This is a genomic window from Variovorax sp. 22077 (assembly GCF_052044195.1).
In the GTDB taxonomy this organism is placed as follows: Bacteria; Pseudomonadota; Gammaproteobacteria; order Burkholderiales; family Burkholderiaceae_C; genus Variovorax; species Variovorax atrisoli.
Map to the genome: position 1 here is coordinate 102,472 of NZ_JBQEQC010000016.1, position 20,041 is coordinate 122,512.

16 protein-coding genes are annotated in these 20,041 nt (G+C 70.1%); 9 read left to right on the forward strand and 7 right to left on the reverse strand.

Annotated elements, in window-relative coordinates; all coding sequences use genetic code 11:
- The first annotated feature begins 130 nt into the window (after positions 1-130).
- The 5 genes from msrB to ACTJLF_RS22365 all read left to right on the forward strand — a co-directional run bounded on the left by msrB (position 131) and on the right by ACTJLF_RS22365 (position 5,106).
- A complete protein-coding gene (gene msrB / locus ACTJLF_RS22345; protein WP_440883921.1) occupies positions 131-643 on the forward strand; it encodes a peptide-methionine (R)-S-oxide reductase MsrB in 513 nt (170 codons plus the stop codon).
- An 84-nt stretch (positions 644-727) separates the two neighbouring features.
- Complete coding sequence (gene cysK / locus ACTJLF_RS22350; protein WP_440883922.1) at positions 728-1,648, forward strand: cysteine synthase A; 921 nt, start codon at positions 728-730, stop codon at positions 1,646-1,648.
- Positions 1,649-1,800: 152 nt separating this feature from the next.
- Complete coding sequence (locus ACTJLF_RS22355) at positions 1,801-3,471, forward strand: NAD(P)/FAD-dependent oxidoreductase (RefSeq protein ID WP_354326617.1); 1,671 nt, start codon at positions 1,801-1,803, stop codon at positions 3,469-3,471.
- Positions 3,471-4,118 (forward strand): VUT family protein, encoded by a 648-nt coding sequence (locus ACTJLF_RS22360; RefSeq protein WP_440883923.1) that lies wholly within the window; start codon positions 3,471-3,473, stop codon positions 4,116-4,118. The genes ACTJLF_RS22355 and ACTJLF_RS22360 overlap by 1 nt, the downstream gene beginning before the upstream one ends.
- Positions 4,119-4,161: 43 nt before the next feature.
- Entirely contained in the window at positions 4,162-5,106 is a 945-nt protein-coding gene (locus ACTJLF_RS22365) for a ProQ/FINO family protein (protein WP_440883924.1), read from the forward strand.
- A 143-nt stretch (positions 5,107-5,249) separates the two neighbouring features.
- Here ACTJLF_RS22365 and htpX read toward each other — a convergent pair whose 3' ends face one another.
- From htpX to ACTJLF_RS22400, 7 genes are all read right to left on the reverse strand, one after another.
- Entirely contained in the window at positions 5,250-6,125 is an 876-nt protein-coding gene (gene htpX / locus ACTJLF_RS22370) for a protease HtpX (protein ID WP_019658374.1), read from the reverse strand.
- Positions 6,126-6,285: 160 nt separating this feature from the next.
- Positions 6,286-7,059, reverse strand: a complete 774-nt coding sequence (locus ACTJLF_RS22375) for a DUF3025 domain-containing protein (RefSeq protein ID WP_440883925.1) — start codon at positions 7,057-7,059, stop codon at positions 6,286-6,288.
- Positions 7,056-7,886 (reverse strand): NYN domain-containing protein, encoded by an 831-nt coding sequence (locus ACTJLF_RS22380; RefSeq protein ID WP_354411230.1) that lies wholly within the window; start codon positions 7,884-7,886, stop codon positions 7,056-7,058. Before ACTJLF_RS22380 ends, ACTJLF_RS22375 begins: the two co-directional genes overlap by 4 nt.
- Positions 7,883-8,914 carry a dihydroorotase gene (pyrC, locus tag ACTJLF_RS22385; RefSeq protein WP_440883926.1) on the reverse strand — a complete coding sequence of 344 codons (1,032 nt, stop codon included), beginning with the start codon at positions 8,912-8,914 and terminating at the stop codon, positions 7,883-7,885. Before pyrC ends, ACTJLF_RS22380 begins: the two co-directional genes overlap by 4 nt.
- Before the next feature lie 43 nt (positions 8,915-8,957).
- Entirely contained in the window at positions 8,958-9,698 is a 741-nt protein-coding gene (locus ACTJLF_RS22390) for a papain-like cysteine protease family protein (protein WP_440883927.1), read from the reverse strand.
- Between the two features lie 132 nt (positions 9,699-9,830).
- On the reverse strand, positions 9,831-11,348 hold the full coding sequence (locus tag ACTJLF_RS22395; RefSeq protein WP_440883928.1) for a UdgX family uracil-DNA binding protein: 1,518 nt from the start codon (positions 11,346-11,348) through the stop codon (positions 9,831-9,833).
- A 25-nt stretch (positions 11,349-11,373) separates the two neighbouring features.
- Positions 11,374-12,636 carry a putative DNA modification/repair radical SAM protein gene (locus tag ACTJLF_RS22400; protein ID WP_440883929.1) on the reverse strand — a complete coding sequence of 421 codons (1,263 nt, stop codon included), beginning with the start codon at positions 12,634-12,636 and terminating at the stop codon, positions 11,374-11,376.
- Between the two features lie 439 nt (positions 12,637-13,075).
- On the opposite strand from ACTJLF_RS22400, the gene ACTJLF_RS22405 reads away from it, so the two are divergent.
- The 4 genes from ACTJLF_RS22405 (at position 13,076) to ACTJLF_RS22420 (ending at position 20,037) form a co-directional block, all read left to right on the forward strand.
- Positions 13,076-15,388: a DUF6351 family protein gene (locus tag ACTJLF_RS22405; RefSeq protein WP_440883930.1), complete on the forward strand. Its 2,313-nt coding sequence runs from the start codon at positions 13,076-13,078 to the stop codon at positions 15,386-15,388.
- 71 nt (positions 15,389-15,459) lie between these two features.
- Entirely contained in the window at positions 15,460-16,461 is a 1,002-nt protein-coding gene (locus tag ACTJLF_RS22410) for a tripartite tricarboxylate transporter substrate-binding protein (RefSeq protein ID WP_126182474.1), read from the forward strand.
- Between the two features lie 122 nt (positions 16,462-16,583).
- The gene (locus tag ACTJLF_RS22415) at positions 16,584-18,653 is read left to right on the forward strand and encodes a sensor histidine kinase (RefSeq protein ID WP_440883931.1); all 2,070 of its coding nucleotides are present in this window, start codon (positions 16,584-16,586) and stop codon (positions 18,651-18,653) included.
- A complete protein-coding gene (locus tag ACTJLF_RS22420) occupies positions 18,646-20,037 on the forward strand; it encodes a sigma-54-dependent transcriptional regulator (RefSeq protein ID WP_019658383.1) in 1,392 nt (463 codons plus the stop codon). The genes ACTJLF_RS22415 and ACTJLF_RS22420 overlap by 8 nt, the downstream gene beginning before the upstream one ends.
- Positions 20,038-20,041 lie beyond the last annotated feature (4 nt).

A 20,041-nucleotide genomic window follows, 5' to 3' on the forward strand; every position in this document is an offset into this window, starting at 1 on the left:
CTAGAGGGAACAACGCCGCCGTCGGTCGTTCGACTGCCTCCTCGCATTCGACTGCCGAATGTACATCGTTGTATTCCGTAAAACATATCGCAAAACGATATCCCGCTCCACCAGCAGCCGAAAGCCAGACATGACGCAAGACACAGGACGCCGCTTCACCATCGCCGCCGGAACCTCCGCGCTGGGGCTGGCCATTGCCCAGTTCCTGGGCTGGGGCCCGCGCCCCGCGCAGGCGTCGGAGAACGAAAAATTCGAGGTCACGCGGACGGAGGCCGAATGGCGCAATCTGCTCACCGCCAACCAGTTCGCGGTGCTGCGCCAGGAAGGCACCGAGCGGCCTTACACCAGCCCGCTCAACGACGAGCATCGCGCCGGGCGCTTCAGCTGCGCGGGCTGCGCGCTCGACCTGTTCTCGTCGAAGACCAAGTTCGACAGCCACACCGGCTGGCCGAGCTTCTGGCAGCCGCTGGACAAGGCCGTGGGCGAAAGGCAGGACCGCTCTTTCGGCATGGCGCGCACAGAGGTGCACTGCCGCCGATGCGGCGGCCACCTGGGCCACGTGTTCGACGATGGACCCAGGCCGACCGGGCTGCGCTACTGCATGAACGGCGTGGCGATGAAGTTCACGCCCGGGCCGGCATAGGGGTGGCGGCCGAGGGGTCATGGGCAGGTCTCACAATGCGCGTTGTCCGTCCGACAAACGCATCGACCCAAGGAGATTGCATCCATGAAGGCCCAGAACATCCTCCAGACCATCGGCAACACGCCGCACATCCGCATCAACCGCCTGTTCGGCAATGCGAAGCAGCAGGTGTGGATCAAGTCCGAGCGCGCCAACCCCGGCGGCTCGATCAAGGACCGCATCGCGCTCGCGATGGTCGAAGACGCCGAGAGGAGCGGCGCGCTCAAGCCCGGCGGCACCATCGTCGAGCCCACTTCGGGCAACACCGGCATCGGCCTGGCGATGGTGGCGGCCGTCAAGGGCTACAAGCTGATCCTGGTGATGCCCGACAGCATGTCGGTGGAGCGCCGCCGCCTGATGCTGGCCTACGGCGCCACCTTCGACCTCACGCCGCGCGCCAACGGCATGAAGGGCTCCATCGCCCGCGCAGAAGAGATCGTGGCCGGCACGCCCGGCGCGTGGATGCCGCAGCAGTTCAACAACCCCGCCAACATCGACGTGCACGTGCGCACCACGGCCGAGGAGATCGCCGCCGACTTCCCCGACGGCATCGACGTGCTGATCACCGGCGTGGGCACCGGCGGCCACATCACCGGCGTGGCGAAGGTGCTGAAGAAGAAGTGGCCGAAGCTGCAGGTGTTCGCGGTGGAGCCGGTGGCCTCGCCGGTCATCTCGGGCGGCCAGCCTTCGCCGCACCCGATCCAGGGCATCGGCGCGGGCTTCATCCCGAAGAACCTCGACACCTCGCTGCTCGACGGCGTGCTGCAGGTGGACGCGGAACCCGCCCGCGAAATGGCCCGCCGCTGCGCACGCGAGGAAGGCATCCTGGTCGGCATCTCCTCGGGCGCCACGCTCGCGGCCATCGCGCAGAAGCTGCCGTCGCTGGCACCCGATGCGGTGGTGCTGGGCTTCAACTACGACACGGGCGAGCGCTATCTGTCCGTAGAAGGCTTCCTGCCGGCCTGAACTGGTTCACCCCCAGGCTGCGCGCACTTCGTGTCGCTGCGCCAACCCCCTTCCGGGGGCAACACCTGCGGCCCGGCAAAGCCGGTTCCGCGGTGTTCCACGAACAGCAAAGCTAAAATGGCCACCTGCTTGATAGTCACAAGCCCCACGCCATGCTGAGAATCTCCGAACTCAAACTCCCGCTCGACCACGCGCCAGAGGCGCTGGCCGCACTGATCGCCAGGACGCTCGGCGTCCCCGTCGAAGCGATCGTCTCCCACAACGTCTACAAGCGCAGCTTCGACGCCCGCAAGGTCGACCTGCTCACCGTCTACATCTGCGACGTGCAGCTCGCGGACGCGAAGCTCGAAGCCGCCCTGCTCGCGAAGCACGCGGGCCATCCGCACATCCAGAACGCGCCCGACATGCGCTACGTGCCGCCGGCCGGCGCGCCCGAAGGCCTGCAGACGCGGCCCGTGGTGATCGGCTTCGGCCCCTGCGGCATCTTCGCGGCGCTGATGCTCGCGAAGATGGGCTTCCGGCCCATCGTGCTCGAACGCGGCAAGACCGTGCGCCAGCGCACCCGCGACACCTGGGGCCTGTGGCGCAGGAGCGAGCTCAACCCCGAGTCGAACGTGCAGTTCGGCGAAGGCGGCGCCGGCACCTTCTCCGACGGCAAGCTCTACAGCCAGATCAAGGACCCGCGCTTCCTCGGCCGCAAGGTGATGGAAGAGTTCGTGAAGGCCGGCGCACCGCCCGAGATCCTCTACGTCGCGCATCCGCACATCGGCACCTTCAAGCTGGTGAAGGTGGTGGAGAACATCCGCGAGCAGATCGTGGCGCTGGGCGGCGAGATCCGCTTCGAGCAGCGCGTGACCGACGTGCACATCGAGGACGGCCACCTTCGAGGCCTCACCGTGCTCGACCAGTCCACCGGCCAGAGCAGCGAGCTGCGCGCCGACCACGTGGTGATGGCGCTGGGCCACAGCTCGCGCGACACCTTCGCGATGCTGCATGCGCGCGGCGTGCACATCGAGGCCAAGCCCTTTTCCATCGGCTTCCGCGTGGAGCATCCGCAGGGCCTCATCGACCGCGCACGCTGGGGCCGGCATGCGGGCCATCCGCTGCTGGGTGCGGCCGACTACAAGCTGGTGCACCACGCGAGCAACGGCCGCTCGGTCTACAGCTTCTGCATGTGCCCGGGCGGCACCGTGGTCGCGGCCACCAGCGAGCCGGGCCGCGTGGTCACCAACGGCATGAGCCAGTACTCGCGCAACGAGCGCAACGCCAATGCGGGCATCGTGGTGGGCATCGACCCGCGCGATTTCCCGGGATGGGAATCCAATTCCCCCGGCGACGCGCTCGCCGGCATCGCGCTGCAGCGCGAACTGGAAAGCAACGCCTTCGTGCTCGGCGGCGGCGACTACCGCGCGCCCGGCCAGCTGGTGGGCGACTTCATCGCGGGCAAGCCTTCCACCGCGCTCGGCAGCGTGATCCCCTCGTACAAGCCGGGCGTGACGCCCACCGACCTGCACAAGGCCCTGCCCGCCTACGCCATCGAGGCGATGCGCGAGGCGTTCCCCGCCTTCGGCCGCAAGATCAAAGGCTTCGACACCCACGACGCGGTGCTCACCGGCGTCGAGACGCGCACTTCGTCGCCCATCAAGATCACGCGCGGCGACGACTTCCAGAGCCTCAACGTGCGCGGCCTGTACCCCGCGGGCGAAGGCGCGAGCTATGCCGGCGGCATCCTGTCGGCCGGCGTGGACGGCATCAAGGTGGCCGAAGCCGTGGCACGCAGCCTGGTGACCGAGACGGAGCGCGAACGCACCGCGAGCGTCTGATGCAGCAGCCCTCCTCCGTCCGCTTCGAGCGCCCGGCCGCGGGCCACCTGGTCGTCGCCACGCTGGCGATGGCGGCCGTGGTGCTCGCCTCCAACGTCCTCGTGCAGTTCGCCATCAACGACTGGCTGACCTGGGGCGCCTTCACCTATCCGGTGGCCTACCTCGTGAGCGACCTCGTCAACCGGCGCTTCGGCCCCGGCATGGCGCGGCGCGTGGCGTGGGTGGGCTTCGCGGTGGCGGTGGGCGTGTCGCTGCTGCTGGCGCCGGTGCGCATCGCGGCGGCCTCGGGGCTGGCCTTCATCGCCTCGCAGCTGCTCGACATCGGCGTCTTCGACCGCCTGCGCCGCGGCCTCTGGTGGCGCGCGCCGCTGGTGGCCACGGTGATCGCCGCGGTGCTCGACAGCATCGTGTTCTGGGGCATCGCCTTCGCGGGCACCGAGGGCCCGTGGCTCACCTGGGCGCTCGGCGACCTCGCGGTGAAGCTGGCCGTCGGCGTGCTGATGCTGCTGCCCTTCAGGCTGCTGATCGGCCGGCAGGCCGCGTGCCTCGGCCGCCATGGGCTGACGGGACGACCGACCACGCAAACGACAATGCACCGAGCGCCCCATCCACTGCACCGCGCCGAACGCGCGAGCGCATTCCACTGAACCACTTCCTGCTTTCTTCGCGCCTTCGCGCCGGATTTCCAGAATGACCGAAGCAACCACCGCCAACCCGAACAACAAGTCGCGCCGCCCCCGTGGCGAGCGCCTGGACATGGCGCAGCAGCTGCAGGCCCTGCGGGCCGGCACGGACGGCTCGACGACGGCTTCCGAAGCCGCGGCCGGCACGCCCTCCGCTCCCGCGCAGGCGAAGCGGCCGCAGCAACAGCATCATCAGCGCAAGCCGAAGAGGCCGCAGCAGGCGCAGTCTCCGCAGCAGCAACCGCAGCAGAAACAACCCCAGCAGCCGGCGCGCCCGCAACGCAAGGTGCACCCGGCGCTCGAGCGCCTGTTCGAGCTGTACCCGAACCTGTTCGGCGCGCGCTTCCTGCCGCTGAAGCTGGGCGTGTACGAGGAACTGCTGGCCCGCCACCCCGACGACTTCAAGGCCGAAGACCTGAAGGTGGCGATGGGCCTGCACGCGCGCTCCACGCGCTACCTCGAGAGCGTGGCCGCCGGCCATCCGCGTCATGACCTCGACGGCAACGTCGCCGAGCCGGTGGCCCCCGAGCACGTGCACCACGCCATCCTCGAGCTGCACCGCCGCCGCTCGCAGCGCACCGGCGAAGACCTGCGCCCGCAACTCGTCGCACGCCTGGCCCGCGCCGTCGAAGCCTCGGGCCTCGACCGCGAGGCCTACGCCGTGCTGGTGCGCTCGCGCGACGCGAACAACAACGCCGTGCTCGACGAAGCCCTGGCCCTGCTCGCGGAACAGGCCGCCAAGCGCGAGGCCCTGCTGCGCGCCTTCGAGGCCAGCGGGCGCAGCGAGAAGGAATTTGCGGACATGTACGGCATGACGCAGGGCGAGGTCGCACGCACGCTGCAACGTGCGCGGACCGACCGGACGGCAGCTGCCGCCGCCGTGCAGGAAGCTCCGGCAACGCCCGAAGCGACGGAAACCCCGGCCGCTCCCGAAGCTCCGGCTGCCGACTGACCCGGAAAGCCCCGCGTCGCAATTACGAGCCCACGAGCCTGCGAGCCCACGAGCCTGCGAGCGCCCAAATGAAAAAGCCGCCACGGTGACGTGGCGGCTTTTTTCCTTATCGAGTCACGGGCCGGATGGCCGGCCCGTCCCGCTCAGCGCTGCGCGTTCTGCAGCGCGGCGATGCGCTCTTCGATCGGCGGGTGCGTGGCGAACAGCTTGCCGATGCTGCCGGTGATGCCCATGGCTTCCACCGCCTTCGGCAGTTCGCCGGCGGGCAGGCCGCCCAGGCGGGCCAGCGCGTTGATCATCGGCTGCTTCTGGCCCATCAGCGCGGCGGCGCCGGCGTCGGCGCGGAACTCGCGCTGGCGCGAGAACCAGGCCACCACCATCGCGGCGGCGAAGCCGAGCACGATGTCGAGCACGATGGTGCTCACGTAGTAGCCGATGCCGGGGCCCGAGCTGCGGTCGTCGCCGCGGCGCAGGAAGCTGTCGACCGCATAGCCGATCACGCGCGACAGGAACACGACGAAGGTGTTCATCACGCCCTGGATCAGCGTCATGGTGACCATGTCGCCGTTGGCGATGTGCGCCACCTCGTGGCCGATGACGGCCTCGACCTCTTCGCGCGTCATGTTCTGCAGCAGTCCGGTGGACACCGCCACCAGCGACGAGTTCTTGAACGCGCCCGTCGCGAAGGCGTTGGGCTCGCCTTCGAAGATGCCGACCTCGGGCATGCCGATGCCGGCCTTGTCGGCGAACTTGCGCACCGTGCCGACGATCCAGGCCTCGTCGGGCGTCTGGGGGTTGTCGATCATGTGCAGGCCGGTGGTCCACTTGGCCATCGGCTTGCTGATGAGCAGCGAGATGATCGCGCCGCCGAAGCCCATCACTAGGGCGAAGCCGAGCAGCGCGGTCAGGTTGAGCCCGTTGGCCGTGAGAAAGCGATTGACGCCGAGCAGGCTGGCGACCACGCCGAGCACCGCGACGACCATCACGTTGGTCAGGACAAACAGAAGGATACGTTTCAAGTTGAATTCTCCGTGGGGAAATCTGCCACCCAGATGAGGGCCCCGGGGCCCTCTTCAAGCCGTTCTCGAGCAGTTCGCGGCCTGGAAGCCCTGGATGTTCGAGGTGTTCTGGGCGCTCCGGTCGGCGGCAGCCGGTGGAGCCATGATAGGAGCAAAAGTTCTAGGCCCCCGGTATTCCCCGACCGGTCAAGGGCCTGAAGACCTGCGGATCGTCATAGAACTGTGCTGCCTCGTTGTCGCGGCACCAGCCGGGCACGCCGAGCACCGGCAGCGGCACGAAGGGCTTGCGCCCGAGCCGCAGCGGGTCGAGCGCGGCGGCCACTTGGGCGTCGTCGAGCGCCGCCGGCCCGGTTTCGCCATGCAACGGCAGCAGCACGTGCGCGGTGATGGGCTTGCGCGGCGTGACGAGCTTCTCCAGCAGCGCATGGCCGAACAGCACCAGCCTGGCCTCGCTCCACAGCCGGCGCTCGCCGACGAAGAGCGTGTGCCAGTCGCGCGCGGCCAGCGCCCGCCACAGGGCCGGCGGCGCGTCGAGCAAGGCGCCGTTCTCGTCGAACAGCGTGAGCGCGTCGCGCAGCGGCCCGCGCGTGGCGCCAACGCCGTCGCGCGCGATCTCGCCGGCCTGCAGCTCGTTGAGGCGGCGCTTCACCTGCGGAAATGCGAGCCACACCAGGCCGTTGAAGAAATCGTGCAGGTTGTCGCGTGTCGGGACCGTACGGGTGCGGAAGACGTGGGCCTCGTAGGCCTGGCCGGCGGGCAGCGCGTCCTGGCCCACGAAGTCGGGCGCCCACACCTGCCCTGATGCGTGCCTGATGTGCTGGAGCGCGGCTGCCACGCTGCCTTCGCCGTGCGCAATGGCCTGCATCGCCGCCTCGCCGCCGGCGCGATAGGGCGCGAGCCACGGCTGCGCCCAGTCGATCGCCGGCAGGGTCAAGGCGCAGGGGCGCCGGTCCAGCGGATGCGGTCCGGGTGCTGCATCAGCGCGAACTCGGCCGTGAGCTTCTCGAAGAGCTTGAGCGAGCTGCTGTTCTTGCCGAGCAGGCCCGCGGTGCGCAGGGCCTTGGCGACGTCGTTGAGCGGCACGTCCTTGCCGCTGCGCAGGGCCGGGGCGGCCTGCAGGATGAATTCGGCGGCTTCCGAAGGTTGCGGCTGCTGCTGTGCCTGCTGCTGCGGCTCGGGCTTGGGCTCGGGCCTGCTGGCGGACTTCGCCGCCGTCTTGCGCGCCGCCGTCTTCGTCGCGGTCTTCTTCGCGGCGGGCGCGGCCTTGGCGCGCGTGGTCTTTGCGGCTGCGGTCTTCTTCGCGGGTGCCGTGCGCGCGGCCGGCTTGGCGACGGCGTTGTGCGCGATGTCGGTGAAGGCGTCGTAGATGCCGACGGTTTCCTCGCCCGTCTTGCCCTGCTGGCCGATGCCGCACACGCGGCAGCCCTTCTCGCGCAGGCGGATCACCAGCGGCGCGAAGTCGGAGTCGGAGGACACCAGCACCACCACATCGGGCCGCTCGGCGATGGCGAGGTCGATGGCATCGACCGACAGCGCGATGTCGGTGCTGTTCTTGCCGGCCGACAGGTTCACCATCGGCCGCACCGAGAGGCGCTTGAAGAGCGCCTGCCGGTTCACCGCCATCTCGGCGTTGCAGTACGCGCGGCGAACGTGGATGGCGCCGTATTCGTCCATGGTGCGCTGCACGGCCTGCTCGATCACGTCCGCCGAGACGTTGTCGGCGTCGATCAGCAGCATCACGCGCAGCGATGAGACCGTCATGCCAGCTTCCAGTTGACCGTCTCGCCGCCGCGCAGCGGCTTGAGCGTGGCGTCGCCGTAGGGCACGGTCTCGGGCACTGCCCAACTCTCGCGCCTGAGCGTGATGGTGTCGGTGTGGCGCGGCAGGCCGTAGAAGTCGGGCCCGTGGAAGCTCGCGAAGCCCTCGAGCTTGTCGAGCGCGCCCGCGTTGTCGAAGGCCTCGGCGTACAGCTCGATGGCGGTGAGCGCGGTGTAGCAGCCGGCGCAGCCCAGCGCGTGCTCCTTCAGGTGTGCAGGGTGCGGCGCGCTGTCGGTGCCCAGGAAGAAGCGGTCGCTGCCGCTGGTGGCCGCCTCGACCAGCGCCACGCGGTGTGTCTCGCGCTTGAGCACGGGCAGGCAGTAGTAGTGCGGGCGGATGCCGCCGGTGAAGATGGCGTTGCGGTTGTAGAGCAGGTGGTGCGCCGTGATGGTGGCGGCCGTGAAGCGGCCGGCGTCGCGCACGTAGTGGGCGCCTTCCTTCGTGGTGAGGTGCTCGAACACCACCTTCAGTTCGGGGAAGTCGCGGCGCAGCGGGATCATCACGCGGTCGACGAAAACGGCCTCGCGGTCGAACAGGTCGATGGCCGGGTCGGTCACCTCGCCGTGCACCAGCAGCAGCAGGCCGTGCTTCTGCATGGCTTCGAGCGTCTTGTAGGTCTTGCGGATGTCGGTCACGCCGGCATCGCTGTTGGTGGTGGCGCCGGCCGGGTAGAGCTTGAGCGCGCGCACGCCTGCTTCGGCAGCCAGCGCGATTTCCTCGGGCGGCAGGTTGTCGGTGAGATAGAGCGACATCACCGGCTCGAAGCCGGTGCCTTCGGGCACGGCGGCGCGGATGCGGTCGCGATAGGCCACGGCCTGTGCGGCGGTGGTCACGGGGGGGCGGAGGTTCGGCATGATCAGCGCGCGGCCGAACTGGCGGGCGCTGTGGGGAACGACGGCTTCGAGTGCGGCGCCGTCGCGCACGTGCAGGTGCCAGTCGTCGGGGCGGATGATCGTGAGGGTGTCTGTCATGGCCGGGGGATTGTCGCACCGGCCCCTTTCGGCCACGGGCCGGCTAGGTGCTGAACACCCGGCAGGTGCGCGAGCCGGCGCCCTGCAGCCACCTGAAGAAGTTGACCGAGCTTCGCGCGCCCTTCGTGGGCGGCCACGGGTCGAGGATGCGCAGCGTGGTGCCCCGCCCGCTGGGATCGTCGTCGCCCCGGATGCCCGCGATGACGACCATGTGGCCCGGCCGGCCGGCACTGGACGTGTCGCCTTTCCTGGCGTCCCACAGCATGTCGAGCATGAGCGGGCCCTCGTGCAGCGCCGCGCGCAGCGCCTTCAGCGACCAGGGCTGCGGCGGGCGCACTTCCAGGCCATGTGCGGCGGCGAGACGACTGCCTGCGTCCGTGTGCTCGTCATGCCCGCCATGCGTGTCGGCGAAATGATGCAAGCGGCCGTCGGGCGCGATCAGTTCGGCCGGCGTGCGCGCGAGCACCGCCTGCACGTTGGAGCGCGTCATCATCGCCACGCCCGCGGCCCAGCAGAGCGCGGCGGCGGGCGCCGGGATCAGCGCGACCGGATGCAGCACGGGCTCGGCGGCTTCGCCGTCGAAGGCGACGTTCTGCGTGCACGGGCCGGCCTCGCCGTCCTCCACCAGCCAGTGCGCGGCCTGCAGGCGCAGCACGGCCGCGCGCGTGAGCGGGCCGAAGTCGCCGTCGGTGGCGAGCGCGGGGATGGGCTTGAGTTTGCGGTTCAGGGCTTCCTGCAGTCGGCGGACGTCGATGCCGCGCCAACCCTGTTTCAGCGTGTTCATCCAGATACTTTTTCTCGAACGCTCGTTCGTATCGCGGACCCGGGAATCCGAGTGCCGATGGTCGAAACCAGGCCTGCGGGCGCACGGCCGCCAGACTGGCGCGCTCGGCGGCGCCGGACCATGGCGCTTGCTTTACGGAACCAGTACGCGCGCCACGGCCGGCTGGATGCGGCCTCTGTCGCCGAGGGGACTTTCGAATGCGCCGTACAGGTCGGCCAGCCAGCGGTCGTAGGCGGCGGCGCGTTCGGCGTCGGGCAGCCGCAGCAGCGCGGACGGATGCAGCGTGACGAACACCGGCCGACCGTCGGCGCGCTCGTGCAGCCAGGCGCCCCGCTCGGCCTGCACCGCCACCGGGCGGCCGAGCAAGGCGCGCGCGGCGGTGGCGCCCAGGGCCACCAGCGCTTTGGGCTGCACGAGTGCGATCTCGCTGTCCAGCCAGTGGGCGCAAGCCTCGGCCTCGCGCTGGCCGGCGGTCTTGTGGATGCGGCGCTTGCCGCGCAGCTCGTACTTGAAATGCTTGACGGCATTGGCCAGGTACACCGTGTCGCGCGGCCGGCCGAGCTGCGCCATCGCGCGGTCGAGCAGCTGGCCGGCCGGCCCGACGAAGGGGCGGCCGGCCAGGTCCTCCTGGTCGCCGGGCTGTTCACCGACCAGCATGCGCTGCGCGCCCACGGGCCCTTCGCCGCACACGGCCTGGGTGGCGAGCGCGCCGATGGGGCAGTCGCGGCACGCATGCGTGACCGCGCGAAGTTCATCGAGGCTGGCCGGCGCCGCACGATCGGCCGGCAGCAGGTGCAGCGGCAGAGGGGCGCGGATGCGGCGCGCGGGCGTGGCCGGCGCGTCGATCATCGACTGGCTGCGCGCCTGCGCCGCCTCGGCCAGCGGCTGGATCAGCGCGGCCTCGGGCAGGTTGTGCCAGTAGCGGACCGGCATCTCGCGGCGCATCATCGCGAGCTTCAGCCGCGCGGGGTTGAAGATGTTCTCGTAATAAGTGAGCCAGAGTTGCTCGCCCGCATCCGGCGGCGGCCTCTCGCGCCGGTCGGCGCCGTCGCGGAAAGTCAGCGCCTGCCCGTCCCACGCCACGCAGCGCTCCGGCGTGAGGATGGCCCATTGCATCTGCGCGAAGCGGCGCGAGAAGAACGGCGCATTGGCCTCCACGATGCGGTGGTCGGGCTCGAACCACGCCACGTGGCGCTCGCCCTGCTCGCCTTCCACGCGGGTGAAGCGCACGAAGGCGCGCATCTTGTGGATGTCGCGGCGCACGGCCTTGGCCATCAGCCCGGCACGCAGCATGTCGGCATCGAGCGGGTCGTGCCGCAGCGAAGGTTCGTGCGCCAGCCGCCAGAGCAGCCGGTACATGAGCGCGAGGCGGCCCGGGTCGCGATGCAGGATCACGTCGGCACACAGCGCGAGGAACGACGCGGGCACCGGCTGTCGCGCGGCGCCGGCCGGTGCAGGCGGCGCGGCAGGCTCATCCGAAAACAGCCCGAGACCGCCCGCGGGGGCGTCCCCGAAAAGCTCCGCGCCGCCGCTGCCCTGCGTGCCGTCGCTCCACTCCACATGGTCGGGCGGCACGCCGTCGGCCAGCAGCTGGCGCGCCTCGCGGCGGAAGGCGTCGAGATCGACCGGGTCTTGGAGCCGCACACGCATGCCGATGCCGATCCTTCCCTCGGCCTCAGAACAGCGCCGCCTGCGCCGGGACGGGAGCGGCCGCGGCGGACGCCGACATTGCCATCGCGTTCGCCGCCGGCCGGTGCCCGTCGGCCACCACGAAGGGCAGCACCTTGCGCGCCGGCACATGCAGGCGCCGCAGGTCGTCTGCCCTTACCCTTCGCACGCGACGCGCCTGCAGCAGCCGTTCGACCGCCTTCACCCCGAGGCCGGGCACGCGCAGCAGCATCTCTCGCGGGGCGTGGTTGAGGTCGACCGGGAAGCGCTCCGCATGCGCCAGCGCCCAGGCCAGCTTGGGATCGACGTCCAGCCGCAGCAGTCCGTCGGGCGAGGTCACGATCTCCTGGTGCTCGAAGCCGTAGAAGCGCATGAGCCAGTCGGCCTGGTAGAGCCGGTGCTCGCGCATCAGCGGCGGCGCGGCCAGCGGCAGCGCGCGGGCCGCGTCGGGGATGGGACTGAAGGCCGAGTAGTACACCCGCTTGAGCTTGTAGGCGCCGTAGAGCGTGGCGCTGGAGGCCAGGATGTGGCGGTCGTCGGTGGCGTCGGCGCCCACGATCATCTGCGTGCTCTGGCCCGCGGGCGCGAAGGGCGGCGGCTTGGCGGCAGCCGGCGCGGCGCCCGGCAGCGCGCGGATCGGCACCACCCGGCGCGCCTCCTCGCGGGTGTCGTCGATGCGAAGCCGCAGCCGCGCCATCGAGCGGCGGATGGCGCTCTCGTCCTTCTCGGGCGCCAGCGCGCGCAGGCCCTCGGCGGTGGGCAGCTCGACGTTGATGCTGAGCCGGTCGGCATAGCGGCCGGCGCGCGCCAGCAGTTCGTCGCTGGCGTCGGGGATGGTCTTGAGGTGGATGTAGCCGCGGAAGTCGTGCTCCTCGCGCAGCTGGCGCGCGACCTCCACCACCTGCTCCATGGTGTGGTCGGGCGACTTGACGATGCCGCTGGACAGGAACAGGCCCTCGATGCAGTTGCGCCGGTAGAAGTCGAGCGTGAGCTGAACCACCTCCTCGACCCGGAAGCGTGCCCGCGGCACGTTGCTCGACGCGCGGTTCACGCAATAGAGGCAGTCGTACTGGCAGTGGTTGGTCAGCAGCACCTTCAGCAGCGAGATGCAGCGGCCGTCGGGCGCGTAGCTGTGGCAGATGCCTGCGCCCTCGGTGGAGCCGATGCCGCGTCCGCCCAACGAGTCGCGCGGCTGCGAACCGCTCGACGCGCAGGAAGCGTCGTACTTCGCGGCGTCGGCCAGGATGGCGAGTTTGCGCTGGATGTCCATGGGGCAGTCGATCGAATGCTGTATGAATATACAGTTTTAAGCCGATTGTGTCCTGCCCTGGCGTGCGGTTTTCCGGCCGACCCACATCTGCAGTGGCTGGTTTTTCAGCCGCCGATTTGCGGGAAAACCGCAGGTCCGCTGAAAAAACTCCAATGGAATCAGCCACTTGGGTTTGGCGGCCCGCGTGGCACATGCGTTGCTATCCAAGCGGCACACCCGAAAGAGGATGGAGACACGCCAATGACCGACATGCCCGCACCCGCCGCCGCGCCGCCACCGCCGGCCGGCCCCCGACTCACCACCCCGCACTGACGCGCCGCGCGTCGCGCTTCGATCCGGCCCGCGCCGGGTCGCGCCGCCGCATGGCCGTGCCGGCCCAGGGGGAGCCGCCCCTTCCCCCATCGCTTGTTCAACCAGAACCACAACGGAGACAGAGAAGATGACCAGAACCGAGAAGAAGAGCCCTCGCCTTCGCCCGACCCCCGTGCGCATCGGCACGCTGCTGGCCGTGCTGGCGCTCACCGCCTGCGGCGGCGGCAGCGACGGAGGTGGAGGCGGCTTCAGCTTCATTCCGCCCGCTGCAGGAGGTGGCGGCGGGGGCGGCGGGGGCGGCGGGGGCGGCACCACGCCGACCGATCCGTCCGGCCCCGGCAACCCGCCGCCGGTCGATGCCACGGTGCGCATCGGCGTGCTGTCCTCGTCGCCGCAGCTGGTGACGGGCGACGACGCACTGGTCGAGCTCGAATTGCTGCGCGAGAAAGCCGACGGCAACCTCGCGGTGTCGGTCGACGGGCGCGACGTGACGGCGGCGTTCTCGCGCGACCCCGCCAACGGCCGCCTGGTGGGCAAGGTCACGGGGCTCAAGCTGGGCTCCAACGAACTGGTCGCAAGCTATGGCGGCTACAGCGCGAAGCTGCAGCTGACGGCCTACCCGATCACCGGCCCGGTGATCTCCGGCCCGCATGAGGAGCCCTTCGTGTGCGGCTATGCCACCTTCACCCGCATGGGCGGCCAGGTGCTCAAGCCGCTGGACGACGGCAAGTGCTCGGTGGAGACGCGCGTCGACTATTACTACCGCACCACCGCCGGCAGCAACGTGCGCTTCGTGCCGGAATCGATCACCACCTACCCGGCCAACATGGCCTGGCTCACCATCAACGGCAAGCAGGTGCCCTACGTGGTGCGGCTCGAAAGCGGCACCATCAACCGCGGGCTGTACCAGTCGGCGATCCTGCACGACGTGCTCAACGAGCCCGCGCCCTCGCCCACCTCGCGCCCGGCCGGCTGGAACGGCACGCTGCTCTATCCGCTGGGCGGCGGCTGCCAGGGCGGCTGGTTCCAGCAGGGCAACGACTTCGCCACGCTCATCAACCCGACCTACCAGAGCCGCGGCTTCGCCGTGACCACCTCCACGCTCAACGTCTTCGGCACCAACTGCAACGACCAGCTTTCCTCGGAAACCATCGCGATGGTGAAGGAGCGCTTCATCGAGAACTTCGGCGTGCCGGCCCACACCATCGGCACCGGTGGCTCGGGCGGCTCCTACCAGAGCCACCAGACCAGCGACAACTACCCCGGCCTCTTCGACGGCGTGGTGGTGAGCCAGGTGTTCGCGGACGTCACCTCCTCCACCATCTTCAAGCTGCACGACTCGCGCGTGCTCAACAACTACTTCAACGACCCGGCCACCGCGGCGCTGGCCTACACCACGGCCGAGAAGCAGGCGATCTCGGGCTACCTGCAGATCGCCAACATCTCGAACATGAGCGGCCAGGCCGGCCGGCTCGACCCGACGGTGTCGTTCCCCGCGGGCGTGCCCACGGAGCAGCGCTACAACGCGCTGACCAACCCGACGGGCGCGCGCGCGACGGTGTTCGACCACACGGTGAACGTCTACGGCAAGACCGAGGCCGAGGGCTTCGCGCTGCGTCCGATCGACAACGTGGGCATCCAGTACGGCCTGAACGCGCTCAACGAGGGCAAGCTCAGCATCGAGAAATTCCTCGACCTGAACGAGCGCGTGGGCGGCGTCGACCGCGACATGAAGCGCACCGCCACGCGCACCGTGGGCGACATCGACGCGCTGCGCCGGGCCTACCAGTCGGGGCGCATCGTCAACGGCGCGGGCGGGCTGGCGTCCACCGCCATCATCGACCTGCGCGACTACAACGACGGCGCAACGGGCGGCGACATCCACACCAAGATCCATTCGTTCTCGATGCGCGAACGCCTGCGCCGCGTCAACGGCAACATCGACAACCACGTGATGTGGACCATGGGCGGCGGCAACGCGGCCGCCTTCGACGAGATGGTGAAGTGGCTCACCGCGGTGAAGGCCGACACCTCCGATCGCACCAAGGCCAGGAAGATCGCCGCCAACCGCCCGGCCGACCTGCAGGACGCCTGCTGGAACGCGGGCCTGAAGTACACCGAGGAGCAGACCGCCTTCGGCAGCGGCGCGTGCAACACCTTCTACCCGGCCGGCACCACGCCGCGCATGGCTGCGGGCGGCCCTCTTGCCGACGACATCGCCAAGTGCCAGCTGAAGCCGCTGAATCCCTCGGACTACAGCGTGAGCTTCAACCCGGCGCAATGGGCGCGCCTGAATGCCGCCTTCCCCGACGGCGTGTGCGACTGGACCAGGCCCGGCGTCGGCCAGCAGCCGCTGACCGGCACCTGGCTGTCGTTCGGCCCCTCGCCGGTGAACCTGCTGTTCGACATCACGAAGAAGCTGGTGTCGAGCTTCATGTAAGCCATGTCGCGGGCGGGCCGGCTTGCGCGGCCCTCCCGCCTTTTCCCCCGGAGTGAACCTTGAAAGCATCCATGAAGAAGACCCCTGCGTCCGCAGTCCATCTCGCCCTGACACTGGCCCTCGGCCTGGCTGCAGCCACCGGCGCGCAAGCGCAGGACTTTCCCGGCGGCAAGCCCATCACCATCGTCGTGCCCTTCGCGGCCGGCGGCCCCACCGACCGCGTGGCGCGCGACCTGGCGGAAGCCATGCGCAAGCCGCTGGACGGCACCAGCATCGTGATCGACAACGCCGCCGGCGCCGGCAGCACCATCGGCAACGCCAAGGTGGCGCGCGCCAGGCCCGACGGCTACACCCTGCTGCTCACCCACGTGGGCATGGCCACCACGCCGGTGCTCTACCGCAAACTGCCCTACAACTACGAGACCGACTTCGAGTACCTGGGCATGATCAACGACGTGCCCATGACCGTCATCGGCAAGCCCCAGCTGCAGGCCCGCAGCTTCGGCGAGCTGCGCGAGTGGATCGCGAAGAACCCGGGCAAGACCAACCTCGGCAACGCGGGCATCGGCTCGGCCTCGCACCTGTGCGGCCTGCTGCTGCAGAGCGAGCTCAAGGCCGAGATGACCACCGTGCCCTACAAGGGCACCGCCCCGGCCATCGCCGACCTGCTGGGCGGCCAGATCGACCTGCTGTGCGACCAGACCACCAACACCACCTCGCAGATCGAGGCCGGGAAGGTCAAGGCCTACGGCGTGACCACGCTCAAGCGGCTGGGCACGCCCGCGCTGAAGGACCTGCCCACGCTGGACGAGTCGGGCCTGAAGAACTTCCAGGTGACCATCTGGCACGGCCTCTACGCGCCCAAGGGCACGCCCGCGCCGGTGCTCAGGAAGCTCAACGACGCGCTCAAGGCCGCGCTGAAAGACCCGGAGTTCGTCAAGAAGGAGGAGGGCCTGGGCGCGGTGGTGGTGGCCGACCGGCGCGTGGAACCGGCCGAGCACAGGAAGTTCGTGCAGCAGGAAGTGGCGCGCTTCGGACCGGTGGTCAAGGCCGCAGGCGTGTACGCCGACTGAGGCACGGACATGGTGCGACGCATGGGCGACAGCGAGGGTAATTCCGCCTCGGCGCGGCGGGGAGTGCTGCATACCATCGGGGCCCCTTGCTGCCCGACGGCGGACTCCCGCTTCCCGCTCCCGTGTCGTCACTGCTCCTATCGGCCGGCCGCGCCGTGCTGAAGCTCTCCGCGCCTTACCGGGCCGGCTTTGCCGGATCGCCCGACGACCTGCGCGACAAGGCCGTGCTGGCGCGCTTCCATGGCGACGCCCCCGCCCTCGCGGCCGGGGCGCCGCCTCTTGCGCGCTGGCGCCTGTGGGCCGCCGTGTGCGTATGGCTGTGCCTCATCGCGGCCGGCGGCGCGCTGGCCTACCTGCTGGGCGAGCGCGCAGGCATCCGCTCGCTGCAGCAGGGCACGCTGCACCGGCTCGACATCTACGCCACCAGCCTGCGCAGCGAGCTCAGCCGCTACGAGTACCTGCCGCAGGTGGTGTCGCTGAGCCCCGACGTGCTCGACCTGCTGCGCAAGCCGCGCGACGCCGGCCAGCAGCTGGACGCCAACGTCTACCTGGAGACCGTCAACGCGCACGCGCAGGCCTCGGCCATCTACGTGATGGACGAGACCGGCCTCACGCTGGCCGCCAGCAACTGGAACCAGCCGGGCAGCTTCGTGGACATGAACTTCTCGTACCGCCCCTACTTCCAGGACGCGCTGCGCGGCGTGCCCGGGCGCTTCTACGGCATCGGCACGGTCAGCCGCGAGCCGGGCTACTACTTCTCCTTCGGCATCATCGACGGGCCGCGCCGGCTGGGCGTGGCGACGGTGAAGGTCAACCTCGACAAGCTCGACGCGGCCTGGTCGCATTCGGCCGACCGCGTGTTCGCCATCGACGGCAACGGCGTGGTGTTCCTGTCGTCCGACCCCGGCTGGAAGTTCCGCGCGCTGCGCCCGCTGTCGAGCGAGACCCTCAGGCAGCTCGCGCAGACGCGCCAGTACACCGAGGCCGGCGCGCTCACGCCCATCGACATGCGCGAGCACCGGCCGCTGTCGGGCGGCGCGGGCACGGTGGTGCAGCTGCGCGCGAGCGAGGCGCCGCAGCGCCCCGGCGCCACGCCCTTCGGCCCCGACTACCTGCTCGACAGCCGTCCGGTGGACGGCACCGACTGGAAGCTCATCATGCTGTCGGACATGAAGCCGGTGCATGCGCTCGCGCGCACCAGCGCGCTGGCGACGATGTTCGCGCTGGTGTTCCTCACGCTGCTGGTGATGTACCTGCAGCAGCGCCGCCGCATCGTGCACCAGCGGCTGGCCGCGCGCGAGGCGCTTCAGGGCGCCTACGACGAGCTGGAGCACAAGGTGCAGCTGCGCACCGAGGCGCTGAGCGAGGCCAACCAGCACCTGCAGACCGAGATCGCCGAGCGCAAGCGTGCCGAGGAGATCCTGAAGAACACGCTCGACGACCTGGTGCAGACCGGCAAGATGGCCGTGCTCGGGCAGATGTCGGCCGGCATCACGCACGAGCTCAACCAGCCGCTGGCCGCGCTGCGCACGCTGTCGGCCAACGCGGTGGTGTTCCTGGAGCGCGGGCAGTCCGAGCAGGTCGACCTGAACCTGCGCACCATCTGCGATCTGACCGACCGCATGGGGCAGATCACCGCGCAGCTGAAGAAATTCGCGCGCCGCTCGGCGGTGGAGCTGCAGTCGGTGGCGCTGGCCGACGTGATCGCCGATGCGCTCTTCCTGCTGGGCCAGCGCATCCGCCAGGAGCACATCGAACTCGAGCAGTTCGTGGAACCGGCACTCTTCGCGCGCTGCGAGGGCAACCGGCTCGAGCAGGTGCTGGTCAACCTGCTGGTCAACGCCTTCGACGCGGTCGCGGCCGCCGGCGCCAGCCCGCGCCGCGTGCGCATCGTGGCGCGCCGCAGCGCCGAGGGCGTGGCGGTGGAAGTGCACGACAACGGCACCGGCATCGCGCCGGAGGTGATGCCGCGCCTTTTCGAACCCTTCTTCACCACCAAGGAACAGGGCCTGGGCCTGGGACTGGGGCTGGCCATCTCGGCCGGCATCGTGCGCGACTTCGGCGGGCTGCTGCGCGCCGGCGAGAGCGAACTCGGCGGCGCGGCCTTCGTCGTCGCGCTTCGCGACGGGCTGCGCGATGCGCCCGCCACATTCGAAAAGCAGGGAGCCCTGCAGGGAACATTTCATGCCTGAACACGAACTCGAGGTTCTTTTCGTCGAGGACGACCCGGCCGTGCGCCTGGGCAGCACGCAGGCGCTGCAGCTGGCGGGGCTGCGCGTGACGGGCCTGGGCTCGGCCGAGCAGGTGCTGCCGCGCGTGGTGCCGGGCTTCGCGGGCGTGCTGGTCACCGACGTGAGGCTGCCCGGCATGGACGGCCTGGCGCTGCTGTCGCGCGCGCTGCAGATCGACCCGACGCTGCCGGTCATCCTGGTCACCGGCCACGGCGACATCACCATGGCGGTGCAGGCCATGCGCCTGGGCGCCTACGACTTCCTGGAAAAGCCCTTCTCGCCCGACCAGCTCACCGAGGTGGTCCAGCGCGCGCTCGAGAAGCGGGCGCTCAGCCTGGAGGTCGACCAGCTGCGCCGCAAGCTCGCGGGCTACGAGTCGATCGAGGCGCGGCTGATCGGGCGCTCCTCGGCCATGCAGCGGCTGCGCCGCCTCGTGCTGGACGTGGCCAGCTCCGACGCCGACGTGCTGATCCTCGGCGAGACCGGCACGGGCAAGGAACTGGTGGCGCGCTGCCTGCACGACTGCGGGCGACGGCGCGAAGGCAACTTCGCGGCCATCAACTGCGGCGGCATGCCCGAGGCGCTGTTCGAGAGCGAGATGTTCGGCCACGAGGCCGGCGCCTTCACCGGCGCCGCGCGCAGGCGCATCGGCAAGATCGAGCACGCGCGCGGCGGCACGCTGTTCCTCGACGAGATCGAGACCATGCCGATGAACCTGCAGGTCAAGATGCTGCGCGCCCTGCAGGAGCGCCAGTTCGAGCGGCTGGGCTCCAACGAGCTGCGCCCGATGGACAGCCGCGTGATCGCCGCCACCAAGGCCGACCTGCTGCAGGCCGCGCAGGCGCAGAAGTTCCGCGACGACCTCTACTACCGCCTGAGCGTGGTGGTGCTGCACCTGCCGCCGCTGCGCGAGCGGCGCGAGGACATCCCGCTGCTGTTCACCCACTTCGCGATGCAGGCCGCACTGCGCCACGGGCGCGAGCAGCCGGCGGTCGCGCCGCGTCACCTGCAGGCGCTGATGGCACATGCCTGGCCCGGCAACGTGCGCGAGCTGCGCAACATCGCCGACCGCTTCGTGCTCGGGCTGTGGGACGGCGAGGAGGGCTTCCGCAGCCTGGCGCAGGGCCCGCGCACGCTCGACGAGCAGATGGCGCAGTTCGAGCGCTACCTGATCCGCGAGGCGCTGGAGGCCTGCAACGGGAGCGCGGCCGCGGCAGCCGAACGCCTGGGCGTGCCGCGCAAGACCCTTTACGACAAGATGCGCCGGCTCGGCCCGCTGGACGCGGCGCCGTCCGACGACACGATGGCCTCGGCCCCGCCACGCCGCGCGTTGCGCAGCGCCTGAACCT